16 protein-coding genes are annotated in these 14,873 nt (G+C 57.5%); 8 read left to right on the top strand and 8 right to left on the bottom strand.

The annotated features are described in order from the left end of the window. Positions 1–5: 5 nt before the first annotated feature. The 7 genes from IPP35_08155 to IPP35_08125 form a co-directional block, all read right to left on the bottom strand. On the bottom strand, positions 6–440 hold the full coding sequence (locus tag IPP35_08155) for a chemotaxis protein CheX (protein ID MBL0059068.1): 435 nt from the start codon (positions 438–440) through the stop codon (positions 6–8). Next, positions 433–816, bottom strand: coding sequence for a response regulator (locus IPP35_08150; protein MBL0059067.1), 384 nt, complete (start codon positions 814–816; stop codon positions 433–435). Before IPP35_08150 ends, IPP35_08155 begins: the two co-directional genes overlap by 8 nt. Continuing rightward, complete coding sequence (locus IPP35_08145) at positions 807–1,649, bottom strand: protein-glutamate O-methyltransferase CheR (protein MBL0059066.1); 843 nt, start codon at positions 1,647–1,649, stop codon at positions 807–809. The genes IPP35_08150 and IPP35_08145 overlap by 10 nt, the downstream gene beginning before the upstream one ends. Next, positions 1,646–2,539 (bottom strand): hypothetical protein, encoded by an 894-nt coding sequence (locus tag IPP35_08140; protein ID MBL0059065.1) that lies wholly within the window; start codon positions 2,537–2,539, stop codon positions 1,646–1,648. The genes IPP35_08145 and IPP35_08140 overlap by 4 nt, the downstream gene beginning before the upstream one ends. A 575-nt stretch (positions 2,540–3,114) precedes the next feature. Beyond that, entirely contained in the window at positions 3,115–3,585 is a 471-nt protein-coding gene (locus tag IPP35_08135; GenBank protein MBL0059064.1) for a chemotaxis protein CheW, read from the bottom strand. Then, positions 3,582–5,708: a chemotaxis protein CheW gene (locus tag IPP35_08130; GenBank protein ID MBL0059063.1), complete on the bottom strand. Its 2,127-nt coding sequence runs from the start codon at positions 5,706–5,708 to the stop codon at positions 3,582–3,584. The genes IPP35_08135 and IPP35_08130 overlap by 4 nt, the downstream gene beginning before the upstream one ends. Before the next feature lie 344 nt (positions 5,709–6,052). After that, complete coding sequence (locus tag IPP35_08125) at positions 6,053–7,474, bottom strand: hypothetical protein (GenBank protein ID MBL0059062.1); 1,422 nt, start codon at positions 7,472–7,474, stop codon at positions 6,053–6,055. A gap of 149 nt (positions 7,475–7,623) precedes the next feature. Between IPP35_08125 and IPP35_08120 the strand changes: the two genes are divergently transcribed. Next, positions 7,624–7,794 carry a hypothetical protein gene (locus IPP35_08120; GenBank protein MBL0059061.1) on the top strand — a complete coding sequence of 57 codons (171 nt, stop codon included), beginning with the start codon at positions 7,624–7,626 and terminating at the stop codon, positions 7,792–7,794. A gap of 170 nt (positions 7,795–7,964) precedes the next feature. Here the strand turns inward: IPP35_08120 and IPP35_08115 are convergent, their stop codons facing one another. Then, a complete protein-coding gene (locus tag IPP35_08115; GenBank protein MBL0059060.1) occupies positions 7,965–8,126 on the bottom strand; it encodes a hypothetical protein in 162 nt (53 codons plus the stop codon). Positions 8,127–8,206: 80 nt separating this feature from the next. On the opposite strand from IPP35_08115, the gene IPP35_08110 reads away from it, so the two are divergent. The 7 genes from IPP35_08110 (at position 8,207) to IPP35_08080 (ending at position 14,736) form a co-directional block, all read left to right on the top strand. After that, on the top strand, positions 8,207–9,025 hold the full coding sequence (locus tag IPP35_08110; protein ID MBL0059059.1) for a hypothetical protein: 819 nt from the start codon (positions 8,207–8,209) through the stop codon (positions 9,023–9,025). Between the two features lie 578 nt (positions 9,026–9,603). Next, positions 9,604–10,464 carry a hypothetical protein gene (locus IPP35_08105; protein MBL0059058.1) on the top strand — a complete coding sequence of 287 codons (861 nt, stop codon included), beginning with the start codon at positions 9,604–9,606 and terminating at the stop codon, positions 10,462–10,464. 11 nt (positions 10,465–10,475) lie between these two features. Next, on the top strand, positions 10,476–12,092 hold the full coding sequence (locus IPP35_08100; protein MBL0059057.1) for a hypothetical protein: 1,617 nt from the start codon (positions 10,476–10,478) through the stop codon (positions 12,090–12,092). A gap of 8 nt (positions 12,093–12,100) precedes the next feature. Then, entirely contained in the window at positions 12,101–12,568 is a 468-nt protein-coding gene (locus tag IPP35_08095; GenBank protein MBL0059056.1) for a hypothetical protein, read from the top strand. Positions 12,569–12,711: 143 nt separating this feature from the next. Continuing rightward, positions 12,712–13,554, top strand: a complete 843-nt coding sequence (locus tag IPP35_08090) for a hypothetical protein (GenBank protein ID MBL0059055.1) — start codon at positions 12,712–12,714, stop codon at positions 13,552–13,554. A gap of 83 nt (positions 13,555–13,637) precedes the next feature. Beyond that, positions 13,638–13,823 carry a hypothetical protein gene (locus IPP35_08085; GenBank protein ID MBL0059054.1) on the top strand — a complete coding sequence of 62 codons (186 nt, stop codon included), beginning with the start codon at positions 13,638–13,640 and terminating at the stop codon, positions 13,821–13,823. Continuing rightward, entirely contained in the window at positions 13,816–14,736 is a 921-nt protein-coding gene (locus IPP35_08080) for an ATP-dependent Clp protease proteolytic subunit (GenBank protein MBL0059053.1), read from the top strand. The genes IPP35_08085 and IPP35_08080 overlap by 8 nt, the downstream gene beginning before the upstream one ends. Positions 14,737–14,873: the final 137 nt, after the last annotated feature.

The raw sequence follows: 14,873 nt of genomic DNA, 5'->3' as shown, positions 1-14,873 counted from the left end.
AGAATTTAATGCTCCTCCTCCACCCATACCCGCAATTCCACCAAGCCCGAAGGAAACGGGACGCGGGCAAACGCCAGCGGTCCGGACCCGGCGCGTTCCCGATCCGGCGCGGGGTCGGCCCGACCCATGCGGAACAAAGACTCGGACCCGAACAGGGCCGGCAGGACGTTGCCGCAAATCACATTGGCCACCTCCGCCAGGGCGTCTTGTCCGTCCGGGCTCTCCGGCGCTTCTCCGGTCAGGCGAGCTGCCACGTCCGTGGCGGCTTTCCCGTGAAACGCCAAATCCAGCCGCCCCCGGCGGGGCCCTTCAAAGGCGACGCCCACGGCGGCCTCCCGAGGAGCGGCCGCCCGGGGGGAGTCCAAAACCGGCACCATCGAACAAAGGCTTTCCAAGGTCTCCACGGCGGCCCGATAAAGAAAATCGTCCCGATCATTCACGAACGGCTCCCGTGACGGCCAGGATCTGGGCGCGAAAGTCTTCCGCGGTCCAGGGCTTGTGGATGAAACCCGCGCCCATCTCCATAAGCGTTTCAATGCGGGCCGAGCTGGACTCACTGGAAATAAAGACCACGGGAAGGGTTTTCGTTTTTGGCGAAGACCTCAGAAGACGGAACAGTTCCTCCCCCGTCATCACCGGCATGTGGATGTCCAGGAGGACCACGTCCAGCTTCTCCCGTTCGATCACCGCCAAACCTTCCCGCCCGTTGGCGGCCTCAAACACCGTCCCGAGATCCAAACCCGATTCCGTCAAAGCGCGGAGCACCATTTTGCGCATGACGCCGCTGTCGTCCACCACCAGGATGTTTAATCGCATGCGTCCTTCCTTTTTCCCCCCGGGTCCAGGGGAAGTTGATGGCACCAGGCGCGTTCCCGTTGAACAAGTTGAAAAGCGGGATCGCTCATGCACCCGAGTTCGGTCCCTCCGAGAAAAAGTGTCCCTCCCGGCCGCAGGGTTTTCCGAACCCGGGCCAGAACCTCGCGGCGGGTTTCCAGGTCGAAATAGATCAGGACGTTTTTTAGGAAGATCACGTCCATGTCCCCCAGGGACGGCCAATCCCGGGCCAAGTTGACCTTTTTGAACTCCACCAGCCGCCAAACCTCCTCGGCGATCCGCCATTCGCCCCCTTCGGGCGTGAAGTACCGGTCCCGCAAGCCCGACGGCAATCCCCGGTTCATTTCAAGGGCGCTGTAAACCCCGCGTTCGGCCCGCGCCAAGGCGGCCTCGGAAATATCCGTGGCCAGGATTCGAAACGGCGTTCCTTCCGGAAGCGCCTCTTTGAGCAAGAGAGCCAGGCTGTAGGGTTCCTGGCCCCCGGCGCAGGCGGCGGACCAAAACGCCAAGGGCCTTTTGTTGGAAACCCGCTCCAGGAGCTGGGGCAAGAGCCAACGCCGCAAAAGATCAAAGGTGTTCTCGTCGCGAAAAAAGCGGGTCTCGTGCCACAACAAACTTTCCACCGCTTGGCGATGAAGCCCATTCACCGGACTTGAACGCAATCGGGCCACGAGCTCCTCCAGGGAAACCAACCCCGCTTCCCGGGCCAAAGGGCGCAGGCGCAATTCCACCAGATAGGCCTTTCCGTCCTCCAACGCCACGCCGGCCTCCCGGCGCATCAGTTCGCGCATGAACAGGAAATCGTTTGCTTTCAAACCGGCCCTCCGGAGGAACGCCAGAACGCCAAAAGATCCGCCGCGCTTTTCCCTTCCAACCGGCCCACCGCCTTCTCCAGTTCCGTGGACATTTTGTCCCGGAGCGAGGCGGCGGACTGGCGCATGGTTTCCGTGTCGGCCACCGTGGCCTTGGCCATGCGCGCCACTTCGCTGATGCTTTGAACGATCTGCACGGACCCCCGGGCGGCCTCGGCGGCTGAATGGCCGATTTCGCTGGTGGTGGCCGACTGCTCCTCCACCGCCCCGGCGATGGTTCCCTGGAAGGAATTGATTTGTTTGATGATCCCCGAGATTTCCACGATGGCTTTCACGGAACTTTCGGTGTCGTTTTGGATCATCTGGATTTTTTGTCGGATTTCATCCGTCGCCTTGCTGGTTTCCTTCGCCAGTTCCTTCACCTCGTTGGCGACCACCGCGAACCCCTTGCCGGCCTCGCCGGCCCGGGCGGCCTCGATGGTGGCGTTCAGGGCCAACAGATTGGTCTGCTCGGCGATGGCGTTAATGACGTCCACCACCTTGCCGATTTCCGCCGAGGACTCCCCCAAGCGGGCCACGGTGGCATTGGTGGCTTCCGCGATTTTGACACCGGCCGTGGCCACCTGGGCCGCCTCATGGGCGCTTTTGGCCACTTCCCGAATGGACACCGCCATTTCCTCCACTCCGGTGGCCACCGTCTGGTTGCTTTTAGAAACTTCTTCCGCGGAGGCCGACACGCTGGCCGACTGCGCCATGGTTTCCTGGGCGTTCTTACCGGACGACGCCAGGCGCGCCTCCACGTCCCCCACGGCAATCTCTTGAAGGACCCGGGCCGTTTGGGAAAGCGTCAGCCGAATGGACCGGGCGGAGAAGAACGCCGCGAGGAAAAGCATCGGAGGCACCAGCAAGCAAAGGATGATGGCCGTCCAACGCCCCCGGGAGGCGTGGAGCAAACGATTGCGTTCGATTCCCCGGGTTTCGTCCGTTATTAAATCTCCCTGTTTTTCGAGGGCCGATTCCAAACTTAAGAACTGTTCCCGAAAGGCCGGGTATCGCGCTCGCGCCTCGGCCGGTCGCTCCCCGGCCGACGCCACGATTTCCCGCGCCGTGGATTCGTAGCGGCGGACCTGCTCCTCGATGGTTTGCGCCAATTCCCGGAGCACTTGGGTGGCGCCGCGAACCCGGTTTTCCGCCGCGTAGGAAATCAGTTGGACGGCATGCCGGTTGAAGTCTTCCTCCACCCGCCGCCGTTCCCCGGCGGTTTGGGCCAGGAGGGCCGAGAGCACGTCCCCACGAACGGCGTCGTGCATCATGTCGGTGCCCATGTGGCTTCGAAGCGCGGCATTAATGCCCGAAACTTCCTTGAGCCCCGATTCCAGGATGGCGAAACCCACAAAGATCACCGCGCTGACCAAAAACGTGGACGCCAAACCCAAGGCGCTGATTCCGTAAATTTTTTGAACGAGTGTCATTCGCATGTCAAACCTCCCGTAGAGGAACTTCCGGCCGACGAACCTCGTTCGGCCGTCTCCATCGCCTTCGATACGTCCAAAACCAAAAGCAGTCGATCCGACAGTTTATAGGCCCCGCGAATCAATTCCCTCGCCGTCCCCTGGAGGGTCTCCGGCGGAGATTCGAAAAGCGAATCCTCCGCCTCGGCCACCTCGCCGATGCGGTCCACGCACAGGCTGACCACTTCGCCTCGGTCCCGGACCAGCACGTGGAGAGGGGGCGATCCCGCGCCTGTATGGGGGATCCCCAGGGTTTCCCGAAGATCGATGACCGTGACGATGTCCCCGCGCAGGTTCAAAAGGCCCTTCACCGCGGGGGGAGCCAAAGGCACGGGCGTGAGGGTCTGCCCGCGCAGAACCTCCTGGACGGCCTCCACGGGTATCCCGAAATAGAAAGGTCCGATATGGAAGGTGCATCGGGCGCTCACAGGCCCGCTCCAGGGGCGGGGACCGAATCCGCCCGGGCGAGGAGGGAATCCACATCGAGGATTTCCGTCACGCGCCCGCGAAGCACCACCGTGGCCGCCACCCCGGGACGCTTTCCCGCGGCGCGCGCCACCAGGGGCTCCTCGCTGATGTCCAGAATTTGCTCCACCAAAATACCCAACCAACGGTCTTCTTTCCCGCAGACGACCACGGACTGAAGGGCCGACGATGGCGCGGGTTCGGCCCCCCGGCGCGGAGCCCCCCGTCGTTCTTTGAGCACGGAATTAAGACGAACCAACCGAAGGAGCCCCCCGCGATACTGAATCACTTCCTCCGGCCCGGCCCGCTCAATGGCCGTGGCGGGAAATTCTTCCAGCCGCGCGACGCGGCTTAACGGGAGAGCCACCCGGCCGTCGTCGGGTCCCCGCACGATGAGGAATGCCTCCACCGCCGGGGCCGCCTCGGGAGCGGCCGAGGCGGGGGTGAAAAAGCCGGATTCTTCCGTGCCCGCCAGCACGTGGGCGGTGTGAGCGAGGCCGGCCACGTCCAAAATAAGCGCCACTTTTCCGTCGCCCAAAACCGTGGCGCCTTCGAAAACGGATACGCGTTTGAGGTGGCGGCCGAGGGGCTTGACCACGATTTCTTCCGTGTCCGTCACGCGGTCCACCACCAAACCGAAGGCCCTTTCCCCGGCCTGGAGGACCACGAGAGTGATGTCGGCGCGGTCCTTGGCGGGGGGCTCTCCCCCCAAGACCTGTTTTAAGAAAATCACCGGGAGAAGTTTCCCGCGCAGTCGGAATACCGCCGACCCGTCGATCCATTCCAGAGAAGGTCCTCCGGCCCGTGATTTCAGGCGGATCAGTTCCAAGAGGCTGGCCTGGGGAATGGCGTAGCGGTCTGAACCCAGGGTGACCAAGAGAGCGGGAAGGATGGCCAGGGTGAGGGGGATCTTGAGATGAAACACCGTGCCGTGGCCCAACTGGGTTTGAACCTCGATGGTGCCGCCGATCTGTTCAACGTTGCTTTTGACCACGTCCAGCCCCACGCCCCGGCCGGACACTTTGCTGACCGCGCTGGCCGTGGAGAACCCCGGCCGGAAGAGAAGTTTAATGGTTTCCCGCTCGTCGAGTCCCGCCGCTTCTTCCGCGGTGATGAATTGTTTTTCCACCGCCGTCCGGCGGATCTGCGCCAGATCGATGCCCCCGCCGTCGTCCGCCACTTCGATTTTCACCACCCCGCCCTCGTGGTGGGCCCGAAGGCTCACGAGCCCCTCGGGAGCCTTGCCCCGCGCCCGCCTCTCGCGGGGCGTTTCGATGCCGTGGTCCAGGGCGTTCCGAAGCAAATGGGTGAGGGGATCCTTGATGGATTCCAGGACTTTCTTGTCCAATTCGGTTTCCGCCCCCGTCGTGTTCAAACGAACCTCTTTCCCCAGCCGGAGGGAAAGGTCCCGCACCAACCGGGGCATTTTGTTCCACAGCGCCGCGATGGGTTGGAGCCGCATTTTCATGACGTGGCCCTGCAGTTCGGAGGTGATGAAATTCAACCGTTGCGTGGCGATCTGGGTTCGGGGATTCTTGTCCAGCGCCGCGCGTTGCACGATCTGATTTCGACTGAGCACCAGTTCCCCGACCTGGGCCATGAGCCGGTCCATGACCGCCACATCCACCCGCAAGGTGCTGTCGGCCAGGGCCGCCGGTTCCTCGGATAAATCGTCTTCTGTCGGTTGAACTGTCGAGGGTGGAGCGTTGGAGGGTGGGGAGTTCGGACCGGCGCCCGGGGGCGTTTCGCCACCGGTTTTCTCAATAACGCCCAAGAGAGCACGGGTTTTATCGGCGATGGCCAGAAGCGAATCGATGATCTTGGCGTTGAAACGGAGCCGACCGTCCCGCAGTTTCGCCAGGAAATCCTCACCCTCATGGGTGAGGGCCTCTACTTTCTCAAAAGCGAACATGCGGCTGGTGCCTTTGATGGTATGGAAGGCCCGAAATAGTTCATCCAGAGTTTCGGAAGAACCGGGAGTTATTTCCAGCCGAACCAACAGAGCGTCGACCTTGTCCAGGTTTTCGTAACTCTCGATGAGGAAATCCTTGATGAAGTCCTGGTCGTTTGTCACAAAAGGGTTCATCGGGGGTCTGCCCCCCGGTTCCCCCCAAGTCTAGGCCCAAAATGACAAATGTCAATGGTTTTTAGAAATTGTTCTTGCTTTTTGTTCCTCCCCCTTTTCCCGCGTCATCCGAACTCGTGTCTGTCGATTTTATTTTCAGGATTTTCCCTCTCCCGCCTCAAAGGCGGGAGAGGGAACCAGGTTGTGGGGATGCATTTGGTTAATTAGCTTGCGCTGGAGGGAACGTTCCCAAGCCATCAATTTTCCGATGGCTGGAACGATTCATCGGTGCTTCGCTTTCGGGCCTGTTGACTCAACCCAATCATCTCCGCCATGGATGCGTGCACACCGTGTCCATCAGAAGATCAATCCAGCCCCCGGATCGTCGCGATCAGGTAGCCCATGGTTCTTTTGGGATTGTCCGGGCTTTTGGCCCCCACCATTTCCATAGCCCGCTGAATACGCTCTGGCCCGTAACGGTCTTCCAGCTCCACAAGCCGTTGTATTCCGAGGAAGTAACAATCTTCGTAAACCAACGAAGCGGCTTTCTGCGCCCTTTCGACTTTCGCCGCCCCATATCGATTACGGAGGTCGGCCAGGGACCGGTCCAGTTCTTTGGGGTCGTAAAGGGGGTTCAGCGTGTAAATATTCGGGGCGCGGTCCCCCGGCCCGTTCAAGCCCGCTTCGTCGTATTCCACTTCCAAAAGATTGTTCCTGCGCAGGTCCGTCACGCCCTGGCTGATGAACCACGGGGACGCGCCGTACCGGCTTGCCAGCGATTGAAGGCTCATGGACCACCGAGGCTCCAGGGGCGAATGGGAGGATTCGCGTTGGTGGACCAGGTAAAACGCCTTTCCCGCGAAACTCAATCGCCGGTTCCACCCCAAATCCCAATAGGCCGCGGGCACCCGCATGACCTCCTGGGCCGGGAGAGGCGACAGGGTTATTTCCGCTTCCGCGTTAAAACGTTTCGAAACCGAAATGAGCCCGTAACGGTCTTGAAGTTTTTCCAACGTTTTATTGATTTGCCTCCGATAAGCCTCGCGCCCCATGGATTCAATCCCCAAATGGTCCGCCGCTTTCTGATAATCCAAACGGATGGAATCAGAGGCCTGCCGAAGAAGAAAGAGGTAGGTATCGAAAGCCCGTTCGTCCGGTTGGCTCACCATTCGCCCAAACAATTCAGGGTTCAATAGGAACTCGGCTGGGACGGGGACGGTGGGCCCAGGATCGGCCGGTTCCTCCCGCCGAATAGCCCGGAGCGTTTTCAGCATATCCCGGGCCGTTTCTTTGGATCGGATCAAAACGTTGGTTTCTTCGTTCACTTCGAAAGCGGCCCGGCTCCAATTGGAAGATCCCGCGATCACCGTTTCCCCGTCCACGATCACCGCCTTGGCGTGGGTATAGGTGGCCGCATCGTCAAAGTGAACCGGGATCCCGTTCTTTCTCAGATAGGTGTAGGCCGCCAGGTTCTTGGCCGCCACCGAAGCCCCTTCTTCCCCGACGAAATCGAAATTTTGGTCCAACACCACGTCCACGGCCACGCCGCGATCTTTGGCCTTCTTGAGGGATTCCGCCAGTTTAAACCCCTGGGAGCGGGATTCATTGGGTTGGAGGGAGAAAAGGTAGAGGACCACGGTGATGGACGTTCGGGCCCCCTCCAATTCCCGTCGGACGGTCTCAAAATACGACCGCGGCGGAATGTTTTCCACCTCCCCTCGATAGGCAAACGCCAGCGGACGAAGCAGACAAAACAGGAATAAACCCGGAAACCATCGACGCCGCATTCCCCCCCCTCGTTTGCCAAAAACGTATTTGGACATGATCGTTATTTGTTCGAAGCCGGTCCCGTCACCCCGAAAAGGGATTGTATATAATCTCACCGGATCTCTTGTGGGCGGACAGGCTTAACAAAAAATGCGAGGAGGTTTCTCCGATGGCCGATGGCGGGTTCCTGATAAAGTTCGACGGAAAAGAAGTCGCTCGGTGCTACAAAGTTTCTTTTTCTTATGACGACTGGACCTACGCCACCAACTTCGAACAGCCGAAACCCCTCCCCGCCAAACTGAAGTCCGTGTCCATTGTCCTGGAGAGCGAATCCCGTTAACCCGCACGAAGTATAGCGTTCTTGTCGGAAAGATCTTCTGTGTTCCGCACCGCCATCGGTCGATGGTCGTCTTTTTTCAGGCGGGGGTCTTGCACCTCCGCACCGGCAAACCGCGCCGCCTCTTTCGTTCGTCTTTGAATCATCCGTCTTAATGACATGGAGACCGAATTCTAAAGGATTTTGGACTCGAAGGGGGCTTCCATGATGCGCTTAGCGGGAACCCCTCCCCACGTCTCGCCGGCAGGGATGTTCGTATTTAACTTGACAACGGATCCCGGCAATATCACGGCACCGGCTCCGATCGTGACCCCCGGAAGAAGTACGCTTCCAATTCCAACGGTGGCCCCCCGCCCCGCCCTACCACGCCCTCCCCTACGCCGGGCTCATCCAATGCGTTGAATGCGGTTCGAGCATGAGCCCGACACACACAGACAAAACCGGCCCCTCCGGCCAACGGCGATACCATTATTACAGGTGCGCCAGCACAAACCATCGGGGCTGGCGGTCCTGCGGCACACGCCAGATCAGCGCCGACCGCCTGGACGATATGATTTACAGAAATCTATTGAGAATTTCCATGGACCCGCTGTATCTGCGGAATCACGTTTTCGCACTCAAAAACGTATTGCACAAACCCTACCCAAACGGGTTCGAACCGCCCCAACAGTTGGAAAACCTGACCTCCGAAATACTTCAGGAGACACTCCAAAAGCATGTGAAAAATTGCGCGCGCAAAACCGGGATTGAGAAGTCGTTGGCCGTTCGGCAAGGCATCGCAAAGGTGATTTACGGAAAGGACAACATCACGGTCCGCTTCCGCTGGGGCCTCTCCACCGACGGAAAAGAGGCGACGGGATCGTCTCCCTCCGTTTCCGCACCCGGCCTCTCCGCCCCGCCCGCCGTTTGTCCCCCCGAAAATGAAAGAAGGCCCGGCCCCTTGTTGGGAACGGACCCTCATTTTCAGTTCGCTACGAATAAAACGTGGAGTGGCTCCAGTCGGCCGCCAACCATCGATATTACAATACCAAATATCGCCCACGACTATTGGCAAAACTATCGCCTGACCGGCGACTACAACGTGCGGCCTTCCTTGTTGGGGATCGATCGACCTGTTGCGAATGGAGGGGGGTGCCGTCCGCCAGTGGCGGACGTTTGGCACGCCCGGTTGAAACCGGGCCGGGCTCCTTGGGGCCTCTGGACCCAAGGAGGCCGTGAATGGCCTCCCCCCTGACGCATGTGTAGAGGGGGGTGCGATGCTCTCCCATCCACTGCGGCAGGTGGTGCCGCGCCTTTGCCGTTCTATTTTTTTGACCGTTGACCGCTATCGCGGGGCCCGGCGGGGCCACCGCTCGCGGGCGCAAGCCCGCGCTTGCTCGTCGCGTCTCGCTTCGACACCCGTGCCCTTCCCTTCGTCCCCGGCGTGTAGCCAATCGCGCGGATCCTCCCCCGGTTGGCCGGAGCCATCTCAGCTTTTCTCCTGCGTGCTCATCCTTTGCCGCCTCATTATCTTTGTGATTGACATTTAAAGTGGCCGTGCTACAATCCCATACACTTACCTTCTTAATTCTTCGGGAGTTTTACCATGCGCCGACCCCTCTCTTCCCACTCTGACTCCGCGCTATCAAAAAGTATTTCCATCTCCTAGCCCTTGCCCTTGGATTCGCCTCTGTCGCCTCTCCCGTTGCCGCTGGGAATAACGACCGTTCCCGCGCCTATCAACCCTGGGACTACAACGACTCTTTTAACCGCCCCAACACCCATTCCCCTTCTCAACGTCTGGACTTCCAAGTCCGAAACCTGAATACCGTCTTGGCCTTGCGCTCCATGGCACCGCAAACGGTCCCTTTCGTTCCTGCGGAGGTCAAACCCGTTTTCAAACCTAACATCAAATTCGAGCCCGTCAAACTTGATTTAAAGCGCGAAGTCCCCCAGGTCGTTAAGCAGGCGCAAGCCATGGCCCGGCCTCAGGGGTTCCTAGCGAAGGTGGAGGGTGTCTTGAAGGTGGTGGCCAAGGCCCTCGCGGCCCCGTTCAAAGCCATCGGGCAGGCCGTCGTTAAGTTTTTTAAGCCGACGGAAACGCTAAAGATATCGCCTAGTCAGGAGAAAGTGGCTCAACAATTCACCAACCTCCAGGCAAAGCCCAACGGGGTATTTGAAACCCATGGCGGCCAGACCCACGCTTTTGGGATGAGCTGGGAACCGGGTTCCCGGTTCAAGGCGGAGGGGGAGAATTTGACTCTGATTTCCGGGACCGCCGGGGAGAAGAGCTTTGGTCCCGTCAAACGGGTGGACGGCACCCTCCTTCCGGTCTCATTCGTGGGGGAGAAAGACAAGATCACGCCCGTGGGCGTGGATTTCTCCCGCCTTGAAACTAACGCTCGTCTGACGGTCACAGCCCCTCTTAAAATCCAAGGGTTGGGGGTCATCCAGCCAGGGGACATGACGTTCAAGGGGGCGGTAACGACGCCCGAAGGCGCGTCCGGCCGTTTCGAGTTCCCGGGGGGCCAAATGCACTTGGAGAAAGACATGGCCCAGGGTTTCGGGCTGGAAAGCCCCGCCACTCTCTCCCATGCCACATTCACCTTGCAAGCGGGGATCCTGCGGCTCAATAGCGCCCTTATCCAAAGTGGCGACAAAAGGTTCACCTGGAACAGGGCCGCCCCCCCATAAACGTTGGACAATTGGAACAAAGCGTACAGGACAACCGTGAGGAATCGAACCGGATAACTTCCCAGGCGTCCAAGGCGGCCCAGGATGTGGAGCAGAGCGTGGGTGCCGCCAACGCGCTCATGAACAACCTCGAAAACCAGACCGATACCTCATTCCCATCCCGCTTTGAACCGAAGAGTTCGGTGAAGGCATTGGAGCAAGCCTCGAAATCCGTAAAGGAAAGCGAAGCGGCGGTCCAAACCGCCCTCAATGCTCGGGACTACGGAAAGGCGCAAGATATCCAAACCACCTTAGAATCCAAACAGGGTGACCTCACCCAAAAGACGGAAGAGGTAACCCAGGCCGGGGAAAGCTTCAAAAAGTTCCAGCAGTCCCTCCGGGGCCTGACCGTGGCCATGAAGGACCTTTCGCCCAAGGCCGACCTAAAACAAACCGGTGTTCCAGTGGACCCGTTATCCGAAGAATTTCTAAAACGGGCGCACATGAGCCAAGCCAAACAAAACATTGATACCCATCGGGACGCCGGGTTGACCGCCCTCGAGGAAATGGCGGCCCAGGGGCTAATGAGCGCGGAGGAGGCCCAGGCCTTCGCCTCCACACTATCCAATGCCGCCACGCGCCTAACAGTGGCCGCGCCTCGCACCATGGTCAACGATCTCGCGGCGATGGCGCACGAGGTTCTAACCTACCCCATCAGTTCAACGCGAAGGGACTTAGCCCGGAGCGCGGATGGGGCGATCTTCACCCCCCTGGGATCCCTGTCCGAAACTAATCCCGCCCTGACCCAGGTGATAGGCACTGTCGGCTATCACGGTTCCAAATCCGCCCTGTTGGGGTGCCAATTGGTGGGGATAGCGTTCGCTGGGTACTTCGCCTTAACGGCACCCCTTGTTACTGGTGGAATAGTGATTTCTCAATGGGCGGTCCAAACGGGGTTGAAAGGGTTGGGAGTGCCTGAGGAATCCGCCGAGGTCGGGGGATTTGTCGGTTCATTCATTGCCGGAATGAGGATCAACGCCTCGCCAAAAGTAAATTCTACCGACGATGTTATTAATTCAAAACTAATTTCCGGTGCCAAAGACCTTTGGGCGCAGGGTCGTAATTTGTTCTTGCCACCCATACGAAAAGGGTTGGATAGATGGAATTTGAACTTGGGCGAGAGCGGTCACATTTTAGTTCCTGAACGAATTGGATCAACTCAAGGTTTTAGGCATTTGCCGGTTCCAAGTAGCCCCAGGGCTTTGTCCTCCGCCTTCCGTTCTAAGAATGAACTTTCCTCGGTTATCAAATTCAAATCCATTTCCGATGCAAATGTTGGGTGGCGTGCTTACAAAACCGCCTATGAATCAAAAGACATAATAACGATTGGAAACATCACCGATACTGCCGTTGCAGAGGCATTTCCAGGGCACAGGGTCCTTAATCTCCGAAAGGGCTGGACGCCTGAGGTGAATGATGCTTGGATTCAAGGGGGGATTGATCGTCGCGCACGGTTTTACCTGGCCTCACCCCAAACCTCGGTCACTCTTACGAATTCTTTTGGAGAATCCATGTTTGCAAGAGAACTTCGACGACTTCGAGTTGCAGGTTATCGGCAGAACGGGGACTACCTGGTTCCATCTCGCTAGAGGATGATATGACCAAAAATATTTTGTTGCCTCTGGATCCCTTCCATCCACTAAATCTCAAAGCCCTTGCCTTTTTAAAAGAGGGCGTCTCCCCTGAAATACCCATGGTGGCAACTCCTGAAAGTTCTAAGGAACCCTACTTAAACCAAGGTTCCCATCCAGATGTTGTCCAACGACTTTGGGATGTGATCAATGCTTCATTGCCCCAAGATTCTCGTTGCCTTGTCTTTGGCTCTCCCGCTCTGATCCATCCCAAAAAGGGGATTATTCTGGGATTCTGTAGCGGTTCAAATTATTTCCTCCGGCTTCCGTCCGCCGCGATTATACAAGCAGAGGAGAAAGGAGCTAAAAAAGTTATTGAGTTCACAATTGATGAGCCACTGGACATCCACCGGGACTTGGGTGCCGATTGGGTTTGTGGTTCTTGGTGGGAGGGTGAGGTGGCTGGTTGCCAGACAATCTTTAACCAAGTTTAGATTTTTTTTTCAGATTGTCCGTGGTCATACCCCCATCAAGGTGGACCGATACAGAACGTCTGTCGCACAAAGTATACAACGTCTCTTCATCGAGATTGACAAGACAATCGGCAAATTATTCCAGCCACCAAAGTGAACCGGCCTTGAAATATTTCATCATTGAACCAGAAGTCGCTGGAGGATTAGGCGAGCATACGATTATGGGCTCTTCCCGTCACCCCCCGGTTGTTCGAAAGCTTCATTACTATTTTGATGATTGGCGCCGTGACGCTTTATTCGAAAGCTTTCCTTGTTTCGTTATTACCCAACAGGCTGCGGACGGGCTAAAGAAGGCGGCCGCAACAGGCGTTGTGTTTGATAAAGTGACCACATCAACTTCAGAGGAATTTGAGGATTTACATGCTGAAACAAGGCTCCCCTTTTCTTTGGCTAAAGCCAACCGGCAGGCCCGGAGAGGGCGATTTTGGACTCGGGAACGCCCATCGTCTTGTGATTTCTCAGAAAGCACTGGATATCCTCAAAACCTACGGCCTTCCAAATGCATCTTGGGACAAAATGTGATCCATATATTGGACGCAACTATGATGACATCAACGCTTATCCAGATTGTCGCCGCGTGTGCAGGCGTTATTGGTTCTCTGTTCTTCACCATTGGTGTCATGCAGCAGACCGTCTCAACTATGGACGATCTTTCAGGCACATACGTTGGCCAAAACCCGTTTATGGTTCACGCGCTTGCCTCCCAGAAGGCCGAATACTTGTTTGGGGGTGTCATTATCGTTGTGGCATTCATTCTCCAACTCATATCCTTCCTCGTGCCGCCGAGTGCCGCCATTCCCTTTTCGCGCCCTGCAGTAGTTCTGTTGGCAATGGTTCTGACGATCATGTTGTTTTTCATTCTTTTCTATGTGTCTCAGCGTCTTGCGAAACACTTTGAAGCTAAGATCACCGCGTACCAGCAGCAAGGCGACGGAGGCAGCAATTGAACTAACGCCCAAAATGGCGCTCCATTGGGTGCGGGCACGAGCGGCCCGCACCGGTGAGCTTTGTCGTTTCGAAGGAGAAGAGAATGATGACAGACACATCAAACCCAAATCCGCCTGACCTGGCGAAGGAACAGAAGGACCTCTTGGCAATCATGGAGGCTGCAATAGACCCTCAGCTACTGGCTGCCGTTAATCACGCCTACCGGGGCACTGACGTCGAGCATCCCGTGATGCTGGACATCTCCTACGAGGGAACGATCAATGCCTAATCGATCTGATATCCAAAACGAGATTCTTAGCTATAAGAATGCTGGCCAGGATGTTTTGCGACACAAGTATCTTGCCTTGCTCCACAAGCATACGAAGCGCGACACCATTGTTTACGCATCCGCGTATGCGAGTGGAAAGGGGGGCGTTCCTCCGGTCACGCTTTCGGTTTCAACAGAGGACATACAGGGATTTATGGCGGCGCTTAATGGGCTGAAGGGAACTGAACTTGATCTCATTTTGCATAGCCCAGGAGGATCACTAGAAGCCGCAGAACAAATCGTGAACTACCTGAGAGCCAAGTACACTCACATTCGTGTCATCGTTCCCCAGAATGCCATGTCCGCTGCAACCATGATTGCGTGTGCTGCCGATGTAATCGTGATGGGCAAGCAGTCCGCTATCGGACCGATCGATCCGCAAATCACATTTCCTACGCAACACGGACCATTTACGGCACCAGCTCAGGCACTTCTCGATGACTTTGCCAAGGCAAAGGCCGAGGTGACAGCAACGCCTCATGTTGCACCGCTGTGGGTAAGCAAAATGAAGGACTATCCCCCAGGGATATTCAACATCTGCCAAAACACACTGACTCTTGCCAAAGAGAAGGTGAGCGACTGGATGCAGCAGAGCATGTTTCGCGGAGATGCAAATGCGAAGCAAAAGGCTGACTCCATCGCATATTGGCTAGGTGACGCCCACCACCACAAGACTCACGGGCATCCGATCAGTTTTGACGAGGCCCTCGCAAAGGGGTTGAAGGTCGAAAGACTAGAGAACGATCAGACGCTCCAAGATCGCGTACTGACTGTCTTTCACGCCGCCGCCGTGACATTTGGTGTTACGAACTGCGTCAAGATGGTGGAGAACCACAAGGGGAAAGGCTGGTTCATTCAAGTGAATCAGAAATAGCACTTCGAACCCTGGGCTCCTGCGGACTGGCGACATCCTGTTATTGGCAGGCCGGCCCTTGTTTCTTAATCATGGCCCCCATGGCGAACAGCTGGAGAGTGGGCCTTTTCAGGATTACCAGCAAACCTTCGGCCTTA

It is taken from the genome of Elusimicrobiota bacterium, from assembly GCA_016721625.1.
In the GTDB taxonomy this organism is placed as follows: Bacteria; Elusimicrobiota; Elusimicrobia; order FEN-1173; family FEN-1173; genus JADKHR01.
This window is presented reverse-complemented; position numbering and strand designations above follow the sequence as displayed.